Consider the following 18396-nt stretch of genomic DNA (forward strand, 5'->3'; position numbering starts at 1 on the left):
TGCATATGGCAGGTTTCGATAAACGCGTGGCGTCCTACGAGGAAGCGCTGGCAGGCCTGGAAGACGGCATGACCGTCCTCGCCGGTGGTTTTGGCCTGTGCGGCATTCCGGAAAACCTCATCAACGAGATCAAGCGCAGGGGCACGCGCGACCTGACCGTGGTCTCCAACAACTGCGGTGTCGACGGTTTCGGCCTCGGCGTGCTGCTCGAAGAAAAACAGATCAGCAAAGTGATCGCGTCCTACGTGGGTGAGAACGCCCTGTTCGAGAAGCAACTGCTCAGTGGCGAAATCGAAGTGGTGCTGACCCCGCAAGGCACCCTCGCGGAAAAAATGCGCGCAGGCGGCGCCGGCATTCCGGCGTTCTTCACCGCCACCGGCGTTGGCACCCCGGTGGCCGAAGGCAAGGAAACCCGTGAATTCAACGGCCGCCCCTACCTGATGGAAGAATCCATCACCGGCGACTTCGCCATCGTCAAAGGCTGGAAAGCCGACCACTTCGGCAATGTCATCTACCGCCACACCGCCCAGAACTTCAACCCGCTGGCCGCCACCGCCGGCAAGATCACCGTGGTGGAAGTCGAGGAAATCGTCGAACCGGGCGAGCTGGATCCGGCGCAGATCCACACCCCTGGCATCTACGTCGACCGGATCATCTGCGGCACCTTCGAAAAGCGCATCGAACAGCGCACCGTCCGCACATAATCTGCCTCAGGCCCTGACAATAAGGACTCAAGAAATGGCGCTTACCCGCGAACAAATGGCTCAACGCGTCGCCCGCGAAATGCAGGACGGTTTCTACGTGAACCTCGGCATCGGCATTCCAACCCTGGTGGCCAACTACATCCCCGACGGCATGGAAGTGATGCTGCAATCGGAAAACGGCCTGCTGGGCATGGGCCCGTTTCCTACTGAAGAGACGCTTGATGCCGACATGATCAACGCCGGCAAACAGACGGTGACCGCGCGTATCGGCGCCTCGATCTTCTCCTCCGCCGAGTCCTTCGCGATGATTCGCGGCGGCCACGTCGACCTTACGGTGCTCGGCGCGTTTGAAGTCGACGTGCAGGGCAACATCGCCTCGTGGATGATCCCCGGCAAGATGGTCAAGGGCATGGGAGGCGCCATGGACCTGGTGGCCGGTGCGGAAAACATCATCGTGATCATGACCCACGCGTCCAAGGACGGTGAGTCGAAGTTGCTCAGCCAATGCAGCCTGCCGCTGACCGGCGCCCACTGCATCAAGCGTGTGCTCACCGACCTGGCTTACCTGGAAATCGGCAATGGCGCGTTTATCCTCAAGGAACGCGCACCAGGCGTCAGCGTTGAAGAAATTGTGAGCAAGACCGCCGGTAAACTCATCGTCCCGGACACTGTTCCGGAAATGCATTTCCAGTGAGGACCGATGCCATGCAAGACGTCGTGATTGTTGCTGCCACCCGCACCGCCGTGGGCAGCTTCCAGGGTTCGCTGGCGACTATTCCGGCACCGGAACTCGGCGCCGCCGTGATCCGCCGCCTGCTGGAGCAGACCGGCCTGGATCCGGCCCAGGTAGATGAAGTAATCCTCGGTCAGGTGCTCACCGCAGGCTCGGGTCAGAACCCGGCACGCCAGGCCTCGATCCTCGCCGGTTTACCCCACGCCGTACCCGCCCTGACCCTGAACAAGGTCTGCGGTTCGGGCCTCAAGGCCCTGCACCTCGGCACGCAGGCGATTCGCTGCGGCGATGCCGAGGTGATCATCGCCGGCGGCATGGAAAACATGAGCCTGGCCCCCTATGTGTTGCCGGCCGCGCGCACCGGTTTGCGCATGGGCCACGCCAAAATGGTCGACAGCATGATCACCGATGGCCTGTGGGATGCGTTCAACGACTACCACATGGGCATCACCGCCGAGAACCTGGTGGACAAGTACGGCATCAGCCGTGAAGCGCAGGATGCCTTCGCCGCCGCGTCCCAGCAAAAAGCCGCTGTGGCCATTGAAGCCGGGCGATTTGTCGATGAGATTACGCCGGTCCTGATTCCCCAGCGCAAGGGCGACCCCGTAGCCTTTACCGTGGATGAGCAACCACGCGCCGGCACCACGGCCGAGTCCCTGGGTAAACTCAAGCCCGCGTTCAAGAAAGACGGCAGCGTCACGGCCGGCAACGCTTCCAGCCTCAACGACGGCGCTGCGGCGGTGTTGCTGATGAGCGCGGACAAAGCCAAGACACTCGGGCTGCCGGTGCTGGCGCGTATCGCTGGCTACGCCAATGCCGGCGTCGACCCGGCCATCATGGGCATTGGCCCGGTGTCGGCGACCCGCCGCTGCCTGGACAAGGCCGGTTGGACACTCGCCGACCTGGACCTGATCGAAGCCAACGAAGCCTTCGCCGCGCAAGCCCTGGCGGTGGGCAAGGAACTGGAGTGGGACGCCGACAAGGTCAACGTCAACGGAGGCGCCATCGCCATCGGCCACCCGATCGGCGCTTCAGGCTGCCGCGTGCTGGTGACCCTGCTGCATGAAATGATCAAGCGCGACGCCAAAAAAGGCCTGGCCACCCTGTGCATCGGCGGCGGTCAGGGCGTAGCCCTGGCCCTCGAACGCAGCTGATTCCACAGACCAACACAGTCCAACTGTGGGAGGGGGCTTGCTCCCGATGGCGGTGGTTCAGTCAGCACACTCGTGACTGCATCACCGCTATCGGGAGCAAGCCCCCTCCCACATGGTGTTCTTCATCATGACTGGAAAGGCTCAGCGCTTACGGCAGCGGCCTGCCGGCAGCCTTGTCGGCCAGGGCGAACACGCGCTTGTAGAGGGTCGTGTCTTCGAAATCCAATTGCTCGCCCTGTTCCAACTGGCTGCGAAAGAGGCCTGGGTCTCCTGTGCATCGGCGGCGGTCAGGCCGGGGCCCTGGCCCTCGAACGCAGCTGATTTCACAGACCAATACAGTCCAACTGTGGGAGGGGCTTGCTCCCGATGGCGGTGGTTCAGTCAGCACACTCGTGACTGCATCACCGCTATCGGGAGCAAGCCCCCTCCCACATGGTGCTCTTCATCATGACTGGAAAGGCTCAGCGCTTACGGCAGCGGCCTGCCGGCAGCCTTGTCGGCCAGGGCGAACACGCGCTTGTAGAGGGTCGTGTCTTCGAAATCCAATTGCTCGCCCTGTTCCAACTGGCTGCGAAAGAGGCCTGGGTCTCCTGTGCATCGGCGGCGGTCAGGCCGGGGCCCTGGCCCTCGAACGCAGCTGATTTCACAGACCAATACAGTCCAACTGTGGGAGGGGGCTTGCTCCCGATGGCGGTGGTTCAGTCAGCACACTCGTGACTGCATCACCGCTATCGGGAGCAAGCCCCCTCCCACATGGTGCTCTTCATCACAGTCGGAGAGGCTCAGCGTTTCATGCAGCGCTGATAACGCTCATCCACCCGTTTGGCAAACCACGCCGTGGTGAGGTTTCGGGTGATCTTCGGGCTCTTGAGCACAATGCCCGGCAACACGGCACGCGGCAGCGGCTTGCCGGCCGCCTTATCGGCCAGGGCGAACACGCGCTTGTAGAGGGTCGTGTCTTCGAAATCCAATTGCTCGCCCTGTTCCAGCTGGCTGCGGATGCTGGGGTTGCGCATGTCCAGTTTCGCGCCCAGCGAGCGCACCGCCAGCTCGGTGGTGCCGGGCAGTACCGAACCGTAGCGAATCAAGTCCCCATCCAACGCCAACTCACTGCCGGAAACGCGGCTGACTGCCGCCTGGAACGCGGCATTGCGGCTTGCGTACCACCCCGCATTGAAGTCGGCAAAGCGATAAAGCGGTTGTTCATAATTGACCGGGTAGCCCAGCAAGTGAGCGATGCCGAAGTACATGCCGCCACGGCGGGTGAACACTTCGCGGCGAATCGTGCCGTCCACCGTGTAGGGATAATCGCGCGCCTGCTTCTGCGCAAACTCGATGCTGACCTGCATCGGGCCTGCGGTGTGAACCGGGTTGAAGCCGCCGAACAGCGTATTGCCCAGAGGCACCATACTGATGAAATCGTCGAAGATACCGCTGAGGTCCTTCTCGGTGCGCGCGGCATTCAGGCGCTCGGCGTAGGTCTTGCCGCCGGGAGAACGCACCTGCAAGGCGCTGCGGACCACAAACGCTGGCACATGCACCTTGCCGGCACGGCGCAGGATTTCATCCTGGGCGATCTTGCCCATATTCGGCACGGGCGGGTCGACCTGGTAGGTGGATTCCTGTTCGGTCACCGCCAGCACGGCGCAGATATTTTCGGTGCTGGGATAGATGTGCTGGGTATCGAACGCGGTGTAAATGTCCTGGGCCCAACCGTTGCGGTCGGCGACTTTGGCGGGCAGCAGGCGCACGATCTGCGCCTTCACGTCGGCCTCGCTGCGTTCCGGCTGCTGCGGGCCGCGTGACGTTGAGCAGCCGGCCAGCACCAGCAAAGTCGTGAGGCTGAGGATCAAGCGTGTTGAGTACATGGAGCTTCCTTGGATAACGACGGGCCAGGCAGTGCGGATATCGACAGGCAAGTCTAACGCGGGTTCGCCACTCTACCCTGCGCCATTTGAAAGGGGACACATCCCGCTGAAATCTCCCACATGAGCCTCGGATAACCTCTACTCCCCTCCTCCAGACACCTCGGCAAAGTCCGTCGCCTGATCACACAGTGCGAAGGATTGCAGATGGATTTGTTCGTTAAGGCCCTGGTTGCCGGGGCTGTCTCATGATCAACCCTACCAGCCAGGCCATTGGCTTTCTGGTGCTGGCCGCCATGGACTCGAAGACGCGGGACGTCGAAGCCGTTCTCGGCGATTTCCGGCGTTGCCTCAATTCCTACGATCTATGGGCGCAAAGCTATTTCAGCTTTTCCGCGCTCGATATCGAGCAGGTGTTCAAGGTCGGCGACGAGGTGGTGGTCACGCCGATCACCCGTTCACTCTTCCCCAGCAGCACCGTCGCCGCCTGCCCTGCTGACGGCACGCTGACCCTGGTGCATATGTTCGAGAGTTCACGCTTTGTGCCCATTGGCAATACGCCGGTGGTGCTGCAGCGAATTGACCCGAACGGCGGGCCGCTGGGCGAGCCCATCCATCACACCATCGGGCCCAGCGGCATTCTTGAGGTCAAGGAATGTGATCGCAACCAGCGTTACCGCATCAGCTTTTACCCCAACGTTTCCCAGGAGCACTTCAAGGCGCTGTACGCCTCCTATCAATCGGTGATCACCCCCCTCGAAAGTTGGCTGCGCAATGAATGGCACGACACATTCGAACCCTTGTGGAAGGGCTATTCCGAGGCGAATTTTCTCAAGCGCTATCGCTCGTTGCATCGAGCCTATGCCCAGGGCTTCGGCGAAGCGCTGTATTCATTGTGGGACAGCATCAAGCAGCTGTTGGAGTGGCTTTCAGCCCCGCTGGCAAATGCTGAAAAGCTGCTGCATTACCTCTCACAGGCAGAACTTGACCAGTTACTGGCGTTGAGTGCCGAGACCCTCGCCAAGGGGCTGCTGGTGCTCAGCGATGAACCCTTGTTGTTCGTGTACCTGGCGGCGCTGGTCAGTTGGATGCGCCTGCTACCGCCGCCCTACATGAACGAAATGCTGGGAGAGCTCGGCGCCGAAGTACTGATCAATTTGTTGCTGGCGATGGCAACGGCCGGGATGGGCATGGCGGTGCGCATCAGTACGAAAGTGCTCGGCCGCATCAAGTCTCACCGTACACGCCAGTGGTTGCAGCAGATAGCCAGTCAGTTTGGCAAGGCGAACCTGGACGAGCATACCGATGCGCTGAAGCCGGTGTTGTTAGCCAGTGCGGCCACGCCGATCAAGACGGTGGCGCCGCTGAAAGTTGGCGAGGAACTGGTGCCGAACGCCGTGCCGGCAGTGCGAAGCAAGCAGCAGCGCACCGCACTCGTGCACGAATCGCCCGTGGATGACGTGCCGGTTTCGGCGAAAAACCCGGCGGGGGATGCGGCTGCGTCTTCGGACAAGACCGTGACCCACGGTTGCCCGGTGTCGATGGTCACCGGCGAGGAATTGCTCACCCTCACCGACGGCACCTTGGACGGGATTCTGCCGTTTGAGTGGACGCGGGTGTATCGCACCAGTGCGGTGGAAATCGATGTTGGGCTGGGGTTTGGCTGGAGTCATGCCCTGGCACAGCGGCTGGTGGTGTCCGGCGATTCGGTGGTGTGGACCGACCATGAAAATCGCTCGACCACCCTGCCCTTGCCGACCGTTTCGCGCCCGGCGATCACTAACAGCCTGGCCGAAGCGGCGATCTTTTTGGGGGAGTTGCCGGATGAACTGGTGCTGGCCCAGGCGTCGCGGCTTTATCACTTTCGCGATGGAGTGCTGGTGTCGATCAGTGATGCGTATGACAACCGGCTGCGCATTTCCCACGACGTGCTGGGGCGCATTGAACGGCTGGACAACGGCGCCGGGCGCTCGCTGTGGTTGCGTTATGCGCAGGGCCGGATTGGCGCGGTGGACTATCAGGTGCATCGCGCCAAGGGGCGTGAGCCTTACGAGTGGGTCACTGAGCAGACGGTTGTGTCCTACACCTACGACGACGCAGGCCGACTGGTGTCGGCGACCAATGCTGTAGGTGAATGCGAGGTTTATCGGTACGACGAGCAGCACGTGATTCTGGAACGTGGGCTGGCCGGTGGGGCGAGTTTCTTCTGGGCGTGGGAACGTTCCGGCAAGGCGGCGCGCTGTGTACGGCACTGGGCCAGTTTTGCGCAGATGGACACGCGCTATGTGTGGGGTGATGACGGACGCGTCACCGTGCATAACGCCGATGGCAGTCAGGAAGTGTATGTGCATGACCCGCGGGCGCGGCTGGTGCAACGGGTTGATCCGGATGGCGCTCAACACTTCAAATCCTACGATGAAAAAGGCCGGCTGACGGTTGAGCAGGACCCGCTGGGCGCGGTGACGGCGTATCAGTATGACGATGCTGGGCGGTTGGTGGCGCTGTTTCCGGGGGATGATGAGCCGACGTCCTACGAGCATGACAACGGGTTCGTACGAGTGGTGCGCCGGGGTGAGGCGGTTTGGAAATACGAGCGTAATGAACAAGGCGACGTAACGCGCAGGACTGATCCAGACGGCCACATCACTGACTACAGCTACAACAAACACGGGCAACTGATTGGCGTCTGGTATCCCGATCACAGTTGCCAACGGCTGGTGTGGAATGAGCGCGGGCAACTGCTTGAGGAACAGTTGCCCAATGGCGGGATCAGGCGCTATCGCTATGACGACCTGGGACGGGAGGTTGCCCGCGAGGATGAGCATGGGGCGCTGACCCAATACCAATGGGACAGCGTCGGTCGATTGATTCGGCTGATATTGCCGGACGGTGCATGCAGGGAATACAGCTACAACGCCTACGGAAAAATCACCGCCGAACGCGATGAACTGGGCCACGTCACCCGCTACGAGTATGCCGACGGGCTGCACCTGATCAGTCGACGGTTCAATGCCGATGGCACGCAGGTCCAGTACCGCTACGACAATACTCGGTTGCTGCTGACCGAGATCGAAAACGAGGTGGGCGAGACCTACCGGCTTACCTACCACCCCAACGGCCTGATCCAGCAGGAAATCGGCTTTGACGGCCAGCGTACCGCCTACGTTTATGACCTCAACGGCAATCTGCAGGAAAAGACTGAACATGGCGACGATGGCAGTCAGTTGGTTACCCGCTACGCGCGTGACCACGCCGGACGCCTTGTCAGAAAAACCCTGCCCGATGGCGCCCTTGTTGACTATGCCTACGACCGCCAGGGCAATCTCCTCCACGTCGAAGACGGCCACTGGGCGCTGGCCTACGAATACGATCGACAAAACCGCCTGACCGCCGAGCATCAAGGCTGGGGCACCTTGCGTTATGGCTATGACGCCTGCGGTCAACTGCAGCGCCTGCGCCTGCCGGATAACAACCGCGTCACGTTTAACCACGATAAAGGTGGCCACCTTGCGACGGTTCAGCTCAACGGTGAAGTGCTCACCTCGCATCTATTCAAAGCGGGCAAGGAGCAGCAACGACAGCAAGGCGAATTAATCAGCCACTACCACTACGACGACCAACACCGCCTGCACGCCCACGCCATCACGCAACAGGAAAACCGCCACTACCGCCGCCAATACGACTACGACAAATCCGGCAACCTCGCCCGCATTCTCGATACGCGCAAAGGCGAACACCGCTACGCCTACGACCCGCTCCACCGCCTGACCCGCGCCGACCATTCGCAGGACCTGCAGGAACGCTTCGGCCACAACCCGGCCGGCAACCTGCTGATGCACGACCGCCCCGGCCCGGACATCGTCGCCGGCAATCGCCTGATGATCCAGGGCGACCGGCATTACGACTACGACGCCTTCGGCAACCTGATCCGCGAACGCCGTGGCAAAGCTCACGCACTGATCACCGAATGCCGCTACGACTGCCAGCATCGTTTAACCAGCATCACCCAACCCAGCGGCCAAACCGCCCACTACCGCTACGACCCCTTTGGCCGCCGCATCAGCAAAACCGTCGACGGCGTAACGACGGAGTTTTTCTGGCAAGGCGACAAACTGATCGCCGAACACCACGCCGACCGCCACCGCAGCTACCTCTACGAACCCGACAGCTTCCGGCCGTTGGCCCTGCTGGAAGGTTTCGGCCCCAACGCCACCCAGCCCTACCACTACCAACTCGACCACCTCGGCACCCCACAGGAACTCACCGCCGCAGACGGCGAAATCGTCTGGTCCGCCCACTACCGCGCCTACGGCCAGATCAGCCGCCTCGACGTCGGAAAAGTCGACAACCCGCTGCGCTTTCAAGGCCAATACTTCGACGAAGAAAGCGGCCTGCACTACAACCGTCATCGCTACTACAATCCGGATGTTGGGCGCTATCTGACGCCGGACCCGGTGAAGCTGGCGGGTGGGATCAATGCGTACCAGTACGTGCCGAATCCTACGGGGTGGGTCGATCCACTGGGGCTAAGCACATGCCCAGGTGGAGATGGATGTAAATCAAGCACTACAGCTCAAAATCCTGCAGAGAACGTAAATCACGGAGAGCCTGCACTACCGCAAGCTAAAAGAGCTGAGCGGCAGGCAAGAATTGACGAACTCGCAGAGACTAACGCCTATAGACGTTTAGCTGAGATAGAAGAAGAATTCCCAAGAGCGCACTTTTTAGAAAAGCATGGAGCACAAACGACTCGAGGCTCCCAGCTTGAAAGAGTTCAGACAGGAAAAAATCCGACCACGGGAGAAATTGAAAGGCATATTGGGGGCGCAAAAAACGGTCAGCCAAAAATACCTAGCGCCGCAACACGGTATATCAGCCATAGGGACCAACTGAGTGCAATCTACCGTGCAAAACTTATATTTCATAACGTAGGACCTGAAGCATCACGAAACCCTATGGATATGGGAAAAACAATTGGAGAGGGTTACAAAAAGCGCACGCTAGAATATGGAAAGCAAAGGAAAGCCACAGTAATATTAGATGAAGACGGCAACCCAATCACCGCTTACACGGATTTCTAAATGAAGAATCAACCCAAACTTTCCATCATACGAAGCCTGCTTTTTACGTATAGTTTTGAAAATTACGACGACGTCGAAAGAGAGCTATTTATCACCTCAAAAAACATAAACAATAACAAAGAGCTTTCGGAATTATTTGACGGCCTGACAAAACCCGACTTTATTTCTTACGAACCTGCTCGACGCAAGTGGTACATCGACACACTTAATCACTTCTTAAGCACCGATGAAGATTTTGAATCCGTCTTTTATCTTTTTGATACTTATTTCGACGATGAAATAATCAACAAACGACAGTTCATGCATGTTTTATTAGAGTGCCTTGAAAGATACGAAACTGAGATAGGCGAAAAATGAAAACCATAGAAACTCATTCACCACTAGACATCAGGAAACCGCATACAATTGAGCCCCCCCATTCAAAACCCATAAAATTCAATTAGCCGTCATAAATTAAGTAACCACACACGAGTCTCGTAACCTGCCCTTATTTACCTGACTACCCCAACCAGTGGTCATCAGGAGTGCTATGGCTGAACCATGTAGTAGAAAAAATTCGACCACCATTTACTCAAAAAATAAATAGTTACAACGTTATAAAATATAAAATCGGTGAACGCGGGCTGTGGGGCTGCTACGCAGCCCCACGCGAGCAAGCTCGCTCGCCACAAGAGGTAGTGGATGCCTCAAATCCCCGCCAACGCCAACTCCATCGCAAAATACGTAAAAATCAAATCCGCGCCCGCTCTTTTAATCGACCCCAACGTCTCCCGCACCACGCGATCTTCGTCAATCGCGCCAGCCTGGGCGCCAAACTTGATCATCGCGTACTCACCACTTACCTGATACGCCGCCACCGGCAAGCGCGAGGCTTCGCGGATGTCGCGGATGATGTCGAGGTAGGCGCCTGCTGGCTTGACCATCAATGCGTCCGCGCCTTCCTGTTCATCCAGCAGCGATTCGCGGACGGCTTCGCGGCGGTTCATCGGGTTCATCTGGTAGCTTTTACGGTCGCCCTTGAGGGCGCTGCCGCCGGCTTCGCGGAAGGGGCCGTAGAGGGCCGAGGCGAATTTGGTGGAGTAGGCCATGATCGGGATGTGGGTGAAGCCGGCGTCATCCAGGGCGCGGCGGATGGCCTGGACCTGACCGTCCATCGCGGCTGACGGGGCGATCACATCGGCGCCGGCGCGGGCGGCGGCCACGGCTTGTTTGCCGAGGTTGACCAGGGTCGCATCATTGTCGACATGGGCGCCGTGCATCACACCGCAGTGGCCGTGATCGGTGTATTCGCAGAAGCACGTGTCGGACATCACGATCATTTCCGGCACGGCGTCCTTGATGATCGACGACATGCGCGAGACCAGGCCGCGTTCCTGCCAGGTGTCGCTGCCGTTGGCGTCCAGGTGGTGGGACACGCCGAAGGTCATTACCGACTTGATGCCGGCGCGGGCGTAGCGCTCGATTTCACCGGCAAGCTTCTTCTCGGGGATGCGCTGAACGCCCGGCATGCTGGTGATCGGCACGAAGTCGTCGATTTCCTCCTCGACGAAGATCGGCAGCACCAGGTCATTGAGGGTGAATTCGTTTTCCTGGAACAAGCCGCGCAACTGCGGTGAGCGGCGCAGGCGGCGGGGACGGGACTGGGGGAACTGGCTGGTCATGGAACTCCTGAAAAACGGCGGAAACAGTTGGGCAAAAGCTTATGCCCCTTGATTGCACGGCACAAACGCCGAAGGCCCAATAGTCTGTTGCATGGCCTGTAACAATTGCCTTGCGCTAGAGCTGCAAACGCCCGTCGATACACACCGCAACGGCGCCACCGACCCAGATCTCATCGCCCTGGCGTTCGATGTGGATGCGCCCTGCCCTGCCCATCGCCGTGCCCTGGCTGACCACGTAATGTTCAGGCGCCAGGCCCTCACTGAGCAACCATTGTGCGACACCCGCGTTCAGGCTGCCGGTGGCCGGATCTTCCGGAGCGCCGTCGCCCGCGACAAAGGCGCGGACCTCAAACTGAGTGTCGCCCACGTCGCTCGGCGCAATCACGCCGACCGCCAGGCCAAGCAGTTGCGCGTAATCGGGCTGCAGGTCCAGCACGCTCTGTCGGTCGGCCAACATCACGGCCAGCCAACCGGCGCCATTGTCGACCCACTGGCTGCGCAGGATGGCACCGGGCGCCAGACCCAACCCCAGGCGAACGCGCTCCAGCAATGAAGCCTCCACCTCGCCGGACCGCAACAACGGCGGCGCAATAAACGCCAGTTCGTCGCCCTGGCGCCGGATACGCACCAGGCCGATTTCGCACTCCTGAATGATCTCTTCGCCCTTCGGCACACCGCCGGCCTGCAGCCACGCGTGACAGCTGCCCAGGGTCGGGTGCCCGGCGAACGGCAGTTCCCGCAGGGTGGTGAAGATGCGCACGCGGTAGTCAGCCCTTGGATCGCGTGGCGTCAGCAAAAACGTGGTTTCGCTGAGGTTGGTCCACTTGGCGAAATCGGCCATCTGCTGGTCGGTCAGGCTGTCAGCGCCCAGCACCACCGCCAGCGGGTTGCCCTTGAGCGGCACGCTGCTGAACACATCCAGTTGCTTGAAATCAAAAGTCGGCATGGGTCAGCTCGGTATGCTCAGGCCACGGATCACTGCCGGCCGGGCGACGAAGCCATCCAGCGCGCGCAGTACATTGGGGAAGTCGGCGATGCCCACCACGTCGCCGGATTCATAGAAGCCGATGAGGTTGCGAATCCAGGGGAAGGTTGCGATGTCGGCGATGCTGTAGTCGTCGCCCATGATCCAGGTACGGCCCAGCAGGCGTTTTTCCAGCACCTCGAGCAGGCGCCGTGATTCGGCGGCGTAGCGATCGCGGGGGCGTTTGTCTTCGTAAGCCTTGCCGGCGAACTTGTTGAAGAATCCGAGCTGGCCGAACATCGGGCCGATGCCGCCCATCTGGAACATCAGCCATTGCAGGGTTTCGTAACGGGTGGCCGGGTCTTCGGAGAGCAACCGGCTGGTTTTTTCCGCCAGGTAGATGAGGATCGCGCCGGACTCGAACAACGCCAGCGGCTGGCCGCTGGGGCCATTGGGGTCGATGATGGCGGGAATCTTGTTGTTGGGATTGAGCGACAGGAACTCGGGGGAGAGCTGGTCCTGAGTGTCGAAACTGACCTTGTGCGCCTCATAGGGCAGCCCCAGCTCCTCCAGCATGATCGAGACTTTGACACCGTTGGGCGTGGGCAACGAATACAGCTGCAGGCGTTCGGGGTGCTGGGCGGGCCATTTGGCGTTGATCGGGAAGGCAGCGAGTGGATTCATCGGGAAACCCCTGGGCGGAAACTCACCATCATAGTCATCTGCCCACCTTCGTGCATGCGTCATCATTGCGCAACAATGGTGCGCTAATCTGCCGCGAGCGCGAACCAAAGTGCCCCGATGCACTCTTAAGTGCGCCCTCTTGGGTGAATGGAGGCACCTTGCTATATCGACAAGGAACACCGCAGCACGCGCCAAGCGCCACTGTGGCCGGGCCTGTCGGCCTTAACCTGACGCACGAAGACTCGAACCTATCATGAAGATCAAGCCTCTGCGCCTAGTGCAACGTTTCAAACGCTATTCATACATTATGTTACCGATGCTGCTGGTCAGCGGCGCCATGGTTGCCGTCCTTGACGCCCGTGAAAGCCGCGCGCAGCCGGTGGACGGCGTGCAAACCCTGGTATTTTTGCGCCACGGCGAAAAACCGGCCGGCGGCCTCGGTCAGCTCAATTGCCAGGGCCTTAACCGTGCGATGAACCTGGCCACGGTGCTGCCGGAAAAATTCGGCAAGGCCAATTACGTGTTTGCAGCCAACCCGACGCGCAATATCGAGGAAGGCGAGAAGGATAATTCCTACAGCTACATTCGTCCGCTGATGACCATCAGCCCCAGCGCGATCAAGCTCGGCCTGCCGGTCAACATCAAGTTCTCGGCCAACGACACCAGCGCCCTGGCCGACGAGTTGGTGGAAGACAAGTACCACAACGCGACCATCTATACCGCCTGGTCTCACGGCTATCTGCCGGAACTGATCAACAAGGTGGCCAGCGAAGCGGTGGGCGAGAAGCACACCATCACCGAAGACTGGTCCGGCAGCGATTACGACACCCTCTACGTGCTCACGCTGACCTGGCACAACGGCAAGGCGTCGTTGTTGAGTCGCAACTATAAGCAGGGCCTGAACGACGGCGAGCAAAGCTGCCCGGAAGCGACACAGGTGAGTGCAGATATCTGAAGGTTGAGCGGCAGGGGCGTATGATGCTGCGCTATCGACTCCTCTGCGGATTATCAGCATGTCCAACCTCATCTCCACCCAGCCCAACCGGGGCTGGTCTTTCTGGTGGAAGCCGGCGCTGTTCCTATTGGTGGCCTGTGTCGGCCTCTACTATGTGAAGTGGTCGCCCTACTACTTCAAGGCGTTTGTCGCGGCCGACAACCACAGCATCGGCGCCTCGATTCTCAATGACCAGCAAAGCTCGCCCCTGGCGGCCGCGCTGGCCTACGCCCAAGTGTATTTCCTGGCGATCTGGAAAGCCGCCGTACTGGCGGTGATTCTTGGCTCATTGCTGCAAGTGCTGATCCCCCGTGACTGGCTGCTGCGCCTATTCGGCCGTGCCGGGCTTGGCTCGACCCTGCGCGGTGGGTTGTTCGCCCTGCCGGGGATGATGTGCAGTTGCTGCGCCGCGCCTGTGGCGGCGGGTATGCGCCGTCAGCAGGTATCGGTGGGCGCGGCGCTGGCGTTCTGGATCGCCAACCCGGTGTTGAACCCGGCCACTCTGGTGTTCATGGGCTTCGTGCTGGGCTGGGGCTTTACCGCGTTGCGGCTGGTGGCAGGGATTGTGCTGGTGGTGGGCGTGTCCCTCGTGGCGCAGCGTATCGCACGCCCCGAGCAGGTGCCGGAGGCCGCGCTGGAAGCTGTGGCCGATGTGAGTACGGTGGACGCCCAACCGTTTCTCGGCCGCTGGCTGCGTACCCTGTGGCAGCTGTTCTGGAGCACCATCCCGGTGTACATCCTGGCGGTGCTGGTCCTGGGCGCTGCACGGGTGTGGCTGTTCCCCCACGTGGACGGCGCAATGGCCAACAGCCTGGTGTGGCTGGTGCCGCTGGCGATTGTCGGCACGCTGTTCGTGATTCCTACGGCGGCGGAGATTCCTATCGTACAAACCATGATGGCCCTTGGCATGGGCACCGGCCCGGCGGTGGCGCTGCTGATGACCCTGCCCAGCGTGAGCCTGCCGTCGCTGTTGATGCTGCGCAAGGATTTCGATGCGCGGGTGCTGGTGACGGTGGCCGGATTGACTATGCTGATCGGGGTGGTGTGTGGCTTGATCGGGGCGGTGATTCTCTAGAATTCGGATGAGGCTGATGGCCCTTTCGCGAGCAAGCCCGCTCCCACGTTTTGGATGTAGTTACAGATCAAAAGGTGGGAGCGGGCTTACTCGCGAAGAGGCCCGTCAGACCAACCCTTTAACCGTGCCGTATACCACGCTCGCGCAAATACTCCACGACAGCCCTCTGCTCCCCCGCAAACTCGATCCGTGCACCTTTGCTCTCGCGCTGGAAGGCGTACATCGGGTCGTAGTACTCACGCAACAACCCCTCAATCCACACCCGGTGCAAATGCACCTCGCCACTGCGCGCCTGCTCCGCCAGAGCGTCCTGCAGAATCGCCTGCAACCGCTGGAAGCGTTCGCCGCCCAGGCGCTTGTGGATATTGGCCAGGCTCTGGGTCAGGCGTTCGGCAAACAGCGCCTGGCCCTGCTCGCCAAACACTGTAATGAACTCGGCACACAGGTCCACCACATAGTCGCGCAGGATCCGTTCCACGCGCCCTTCCACGCTGTCTTCCAGCCACACCATCGCAAAGCGCTGCATGCCTTTGTGCAACGGCAGCGGCAACGCACAACTGCCGATCATGCGGCTCTCGTCCTCGACCACGAACTGCTCGACGCCGGCGGCGCGTTTTTTCAGCAGGTCCACCGCCAGGCGGTTCTCGAAGTCGATGTTGGACGGTTGCGCCGTGGCGCGCTTGCCGAAGCTGGAGCCGCGATGGTTGGCGTGGCCTTCCAGGTCAAGGGCGTTGTGCAACTGGCCGAGCACTTCGGTCTTGCCGGTGCCGGTCATGCCGCCGAGCAGCACGAAATCACACTGGGCAGTCGCTTGCTCGAGGGTGTCCACCAGGAACGTACGCATGGCCTTGTAGCCACCGCCGACGCGGGGGTATTCGATGCCGGCTTCGGTCTTCAGCCATTGCTGCACGATCTGCGAGCGCAGCCCGCCGCGAAAGCAGTACAGGTAACCATGGGGATGGGCCTGGGCGAAGTGCGCCCATTGCTCGATACGCTGAGCCTTGATCGCCCCGGACACCAACGCGTGGCCCAGGACGATTGCGGCTTGCTGGCCGTTCTGCTTGTAGCAGGTGCCGACCCGCTGGCGCTCGTGGTCGGTCATCAGCGGCAGGTTGATCACCCCCGGGAACGCGCCCTTGATGAATTCAACCGGCGCGCGGGTGTCCATCATCGGCCGGTCGTTGAGGAAAATGTCGCGGTAATCGGTGATGTCGGCCGCCATCAAATCACCTCGACCGCGTTGGTCTGTCGCTCGAGCAATTCGCCGATTGGCGTAAGGTTCAGGCCCAGCTCCGCCGCCACGGCGTGAAACTCGGCGTCGCCTTCAGGCGTGACGGCGATCAGCAGGCCACCGCTGGTTTGCGGGTCGCACAATACGCGCTTGTGCAGCTCCTGCACGCGCCCGAGCTTTTTCGCGTAGCTGTCGAAATTACGCAAGGTACCGCCGGGCACGCAGCCCTGGTCGAGGTAGTATTCCACCCCTGGCAGGCGTGGCACCTTTTCGTATTCGATGCGCGCCGTAAGGCCACTGCCGTCGGCCATTTCCACCAGATGGCCCAACAGACCAAAACCGGTGACGTCGGTCATGGCGGTCACCCCGGCCAACTTGCCAAAGCGGCTGCCCGGTTTGTTGAGGGTGCACATCCAGTCCCGGGCCAGGCCGATATCCGACTCGCGCAGCTTGCCCTTTTTTTCCGCCGTGGTGAGGATGCCGATGCCCAGGGGCTTGGTCAGGTACAGCCGGCAACCGGCGGTGGCGGTGTCGTTGCGCTTCATGTGGCGCTTGTGCACCAGGCCCGTAACGGCCAGGCCGAAGATCGGCTCGGGCGCGTCGATCGAGTGCCCGCCCGCCAATGGAATGCCGGCTTCGTCGCACACCGAACGGCCGCCACGGATGACTTCGCGAGCCACCTCCGGCGCCAGCACATTGACCGGCCAGCCAAGGATCGCGATGGCCATCAGTGGGTCGCCGCCCATGGCGTAGATATCGCTGATGGCATTGGTGGCGGCGATGCGGCCGAAGTCGAAGGGGTCATCGACAATCGGCATGAAAAAGTCAGTGGTGGAGACCACGCCACGCTCGTCGTCGATGGCGTACACCGCCGCATCGTCGCGCGAGGCGTTGCCCACCCACAGCTTGGGGTCGAGGTTTTGCGCGCCGCTGCCGGCAAGGATCACTTCCAGCACCTGGGGCGAAATCTTGCAGCCACATCCCGCGCCGTGGCTGTACTGGGTAAGGCGAATCGGCTCGTTCATGGGAAACCTCAAGCTATCAAGTGGGACGATTCTAGCAGACAGCAAAAGGCCGGCTTGCGCTTGTGAGCGCAGCCGGCCTGTTTGTTTTAGCGCTTACTGACGGGCAGCAAGCAAACGCTTGTGGCGGTTACGCCGGGCGATGTTCAGGCATTCGATCACCGCCGAGAAGGCCATGGCCGCATACACGTAGCCTTTGGGCACATGGGCACCGAAGCCTTCGGCGATCAGCGTCATGCCGATCATGATCAAAAAGCCCAGGGCCAGCATCACCACGGTCGGGTTGTCGTTGATGAACCTGGCCAAAGGTTCGGCCGCCACCAGCATCACGATCACCGAGGTCACCACGGCAATGATCATGATCGGCAAGTGTTCGGTCATGCCCACGGCGGTGATGATACTGTCGATGGAGAACACCAGGTCCAGCAGCAGGATCTGGCCGATGGCCGCGGCAAAACCGATGGTAACGGCGTTGCCGGTGCTGGTCTTTTCCTCTGGCTCCGGGTCCATGCTGTGATGGATCTCGGTGGTCGCCTTCCACACCAGAAACAGGCCACCGGCGATCAGGATCATGTCTTTCCACGAAAACGCCTGGCCGAAGATCTCGAACACCGGGGCCGTCAGTTGCACGATGAACGCGATGGTGCTCAACAGGCCCAGACGCAGGATCAGCGCCATGCTGATACCGATGCGCCGCGCCTTCGCCCGATGTTTCTCCGGCAGTTTGTTGGTGAGGATCGAGATGAAGATCAGGTTGTCGATGCCCAGCACGATTTCCATGACGATCAGGGTCGCCAGGGCGATCCAGGCGGTGGGGCTGGCGGCCAGTTGTAAAAGGTAGTCCATAGGTCAGTCCTGAGGTTGTGCCGGGAGGTTAGGTGTCTTGGGTATTGGAGTCTGACTCGTTTTTTTCCTGATCATCCTTTTTTTGCGGGCTGATCAGGCCTTGTGTCGCCTCGCTCAACGCCTGTTCGGCGGCCTTGTGGGTGTCATCGATGGCCTGCTTGGCCGATTCGGTGGCTTTGCCCAACACCTGCTGTGCACTTTTTTCGACCTGATCACACCCACTGATCATCACCAATGAAAGCGCAAGCAAGGACGCCGCGCCCAGGGAATTGAGTTTCATGATGCATTCCTCGTTAGAACCAATGGGTCCAGAGAGTGGCCCCGTGATAGCGAGGCATTCTATGCAGGCGGACAGTTCAGTAAAATTCGTATTTTTCTCACG

The 18396-nt window shown here is 60.5% G+C and carries 15 protein-coding genes and 2 pseudogenes; 7 read left to right on the forward strand and 10 right to left on the reverse strand.

From position 1 onward, the window contains the following. Nucleotides 1-5 precede the first annotated feature (5 nt). From ACXX81_RS13295 to ACXX81_RS13305, 3 genes are read left to right on the forward strand one after another with little or no spacing between them, the layout of a single operon-like run. Nucleotides 6-704, forward strand: coding sequence for a CoA transferase subunit A (locus tag ACXX81_RS13295; RefSeq protein WP_231421746.1), 699 nt, complete (start codon nt 6-8; stop codon nt 702-704). Between the two features lie 34 nt (nt 705-738). Next, entirely contained in the window at nt 739-1398 is a 660-nt protein-coding gene (locus ACXX81_RS13300) for a CoA transferase subunit B (RefSeq protein ID WP_209980940.1), read from the forward strand. Between the two features lie 11 nt (nt 1399-1409). Then, the gene (locus tag ACXX81_RS13305) at nt 1410-2591 is read left to right on the forward strand and encodes an acetyl-CoA C-acetyltransferase (protein WP_231421744.1); all 1182 of its coding nucleotides are present in this window, start codon (nt 1410-1412) and stop codon (nt 2589-2591) included. Nucleotides 2592-2742: 151 nt separating this feature from the next. Here ACXX81_RS13305 and ACXX81_RS13310 read toward each other — a convergent pair. From ACXX81_RS13310 to ACXX81_RS13320, 3 genes and pseudogenes are all read right to left on the reverse strand, one after another. Continuing rightward, nucleotides 2743-2844, reverse strand: a pseudogene (locus ACXX81_RS13310) (DUF1615 family protein); the annotation flags it as partial. A 218-nt stretch (nt 2845-3062) separates the two neighbouring features. Then, nucleotides 3063-3164 (reverse strand): annotated as a pseudogene (locus tag ACXX81_RS13315) (DUF1615 family protein); the annotation flags it as partial. A 209-nt stretch (nt 3165-3373) separates the two neighbouring features. Further along, nucleotides 3374-4459, reverse strand: coding sequence for a DUF1615 domain-containing protein (locus ACXX81_RS13320; protein WP_209980936.1), 1086 nt, complete (start codon nt 4457-4459; stop codon nt 3374-3376). Between the two features lie 245 nt (nt 4460-4704). Here ACXX81_RS13320 and ACXX81_RS13325 point away from each other — a divergent pair, with 245 nt between their 5' ends. Both ACXX81_RS13325 and ACXX81_RS13330 read left to right on the forward strand, forming a co-directional pair. Beyond that, nucleotides 4705-9537 (forward strand): RHS repeat-associated core domain-containing protein, encoded by a 4833-nt coding sequence (locus tag ACXX81_RS13325; protein WP_458571862.1) that lies wholly within the window; start codon nt 4705-4707, stop codon nt 9535-9537. After that, nucleotides 9538-9894 carry a hypothetical protein gene (locus ACXX81_RS13330; RefSeq protein WP_458571863.1) on the forward strand — a complete coding sequence of 119 codons (357 nt, stop codon included), beginning with the start codon at nt 9538-9540 and terminating at the stop codon, nt 9892-9894. A gap of 329 nt (nt 9895-10223) precedes the next feature. Here ACXX81_RS13330 and hemB read toward each other — a convergent pair whose 3' ends face one another. The 3 genes from hemB to ACXX81_RS13345 all read right to left on the reverse strand — a co-directional run bounded on the left by hemB (nt 10224) and on the right by ACXX81_RS13345 (nt 12846). Beyond that, the gene (gene hemB, locus ACXX81_RS13335; RefSeq protein ID WP_209980932.1) at nt 10224-11198 is read right to left on the reverse strand and encodes a porphobilinogen synthase; all 975 of its coding nucleotides are present in this window, start codon (nt 11196-11198) and stop codon (nt 10224-10226) included. 115 nt (nt 11199-11313) lie between these two features. Next, the gene (locus tag ACXX81_RS13340; protein WP_231421738.1) at nt 11314-12144 is read right to left on the reverse strand and encodes a PhzF family phenazine biosynthesis protein; all 831 of its coding nucleotides are present in this window, start codon (nt 12142-12144) and stop codon (nt 11314-11316) included. 3 nt (nt 12145-12147) lie between these two features. Continuing rightward, nucleotides 12148-12846 carry a glutathione S-transferase N-terminal domain-containing protein gene (locus ACXX81_RS13345; RefSeq protein WP_231421737.1) on the reverse strand — a complete coding sequence of 233 codons (699 nt, stop codon included), beginning with the start codon at nt 12844-12846 and terminating at the stop codon, nt 12148-12150. Nucleotides 12847-13099: 253 nt separating this feature from the next. On the opposite strand from ACXX81_RS13345, the gene ACXX81_RS13350 reads away from it, so the two are divergent. Both ACXX81_RS13350 and ACXX81_RS13355 read left to right on the forward strand, forming a co-directional pair. After that, a complete protein-coding gene (locus tag ACXX81_RS13350; RefSeq protein ID WP_209980925.1) occupies nt 13100-13801 on the forward strand; it encodes a histidine phosphatase family protein in 702 nt (233 codons plus the stop codon). Between the two features lie 58 nt (nt 13802-13859). After that, nucleotides 13860-14915 (forward strand): permease, encoded by a 1056-nt coding sequence (locus tag ACXX81_RS13355; protein ID WP_209980923.1) that lies wholly within the window; start codon nt 13860-13862, stop codon nt 14913-14915. Between the two features lie 118 nt (nt 14916-15033). On the opposite strand, the gene mnmH is transcribed toward ACXX81_RS13355, so the two are convergent. The 4 genes from mnmH to ACXX81_RS13375 form a co-directional block, all read right to left on the reverse strand. Continuing rightward, the gene (mnmH, locus tag ACXX81_RS13360; protein WP_458571864.1) at nt 15034-16137 is read right to left on the reverse strand and encodes a tRNA 2-selenouridine(34) synthase MnmH; all 1104 of its coding nucleotides are present in this window, start codon (nt 16135-16137) and stop codon (nt 15034-15036) included. Next, on the reverse strand, nt 16137-17171 hold the full coding sequence (gene selD, locus ACXX81_RS13365; protein WP_209980919.1) for a selenide, water dikinase SelD: 1035 nt from the start codon (nt 17169-17171) through the stop codon (nt 16137-16139). The genes mnmH and selD overlap by 1 nt, the downstream gene beginning before the upstream one ends. Before the next feature lie 93 nt (nt 17172-17264). Beyond that, the gene (locus ACXX81_RS13370; RefSeq protein ID WP_209980917.1) at nt 17265-18014 is read right to left on the reverse strand and encodes a TerC family protein; all 750 of its coding nucleotides are present in this window, start codon (nt 18012-18014) and stop codon (nt 17265-17267) included. Between the two features lie 28 nt (nt 18015-18042). After that, nucleotides 18043-18294, reverse strand: a complete 252-nt coding sequence (locus ACXX81_RS13375) for a hypothetical protein (protein WP_209980915.1) — start codon at nt 18292-18294, stop codon at nt 18043-18045. Nucleotides 18295-18396: the final 102 nt, after the last annotated feature.

It is taken from the genome of Pseudomonas sp. GNP013, from assembly GCF_054343995.1.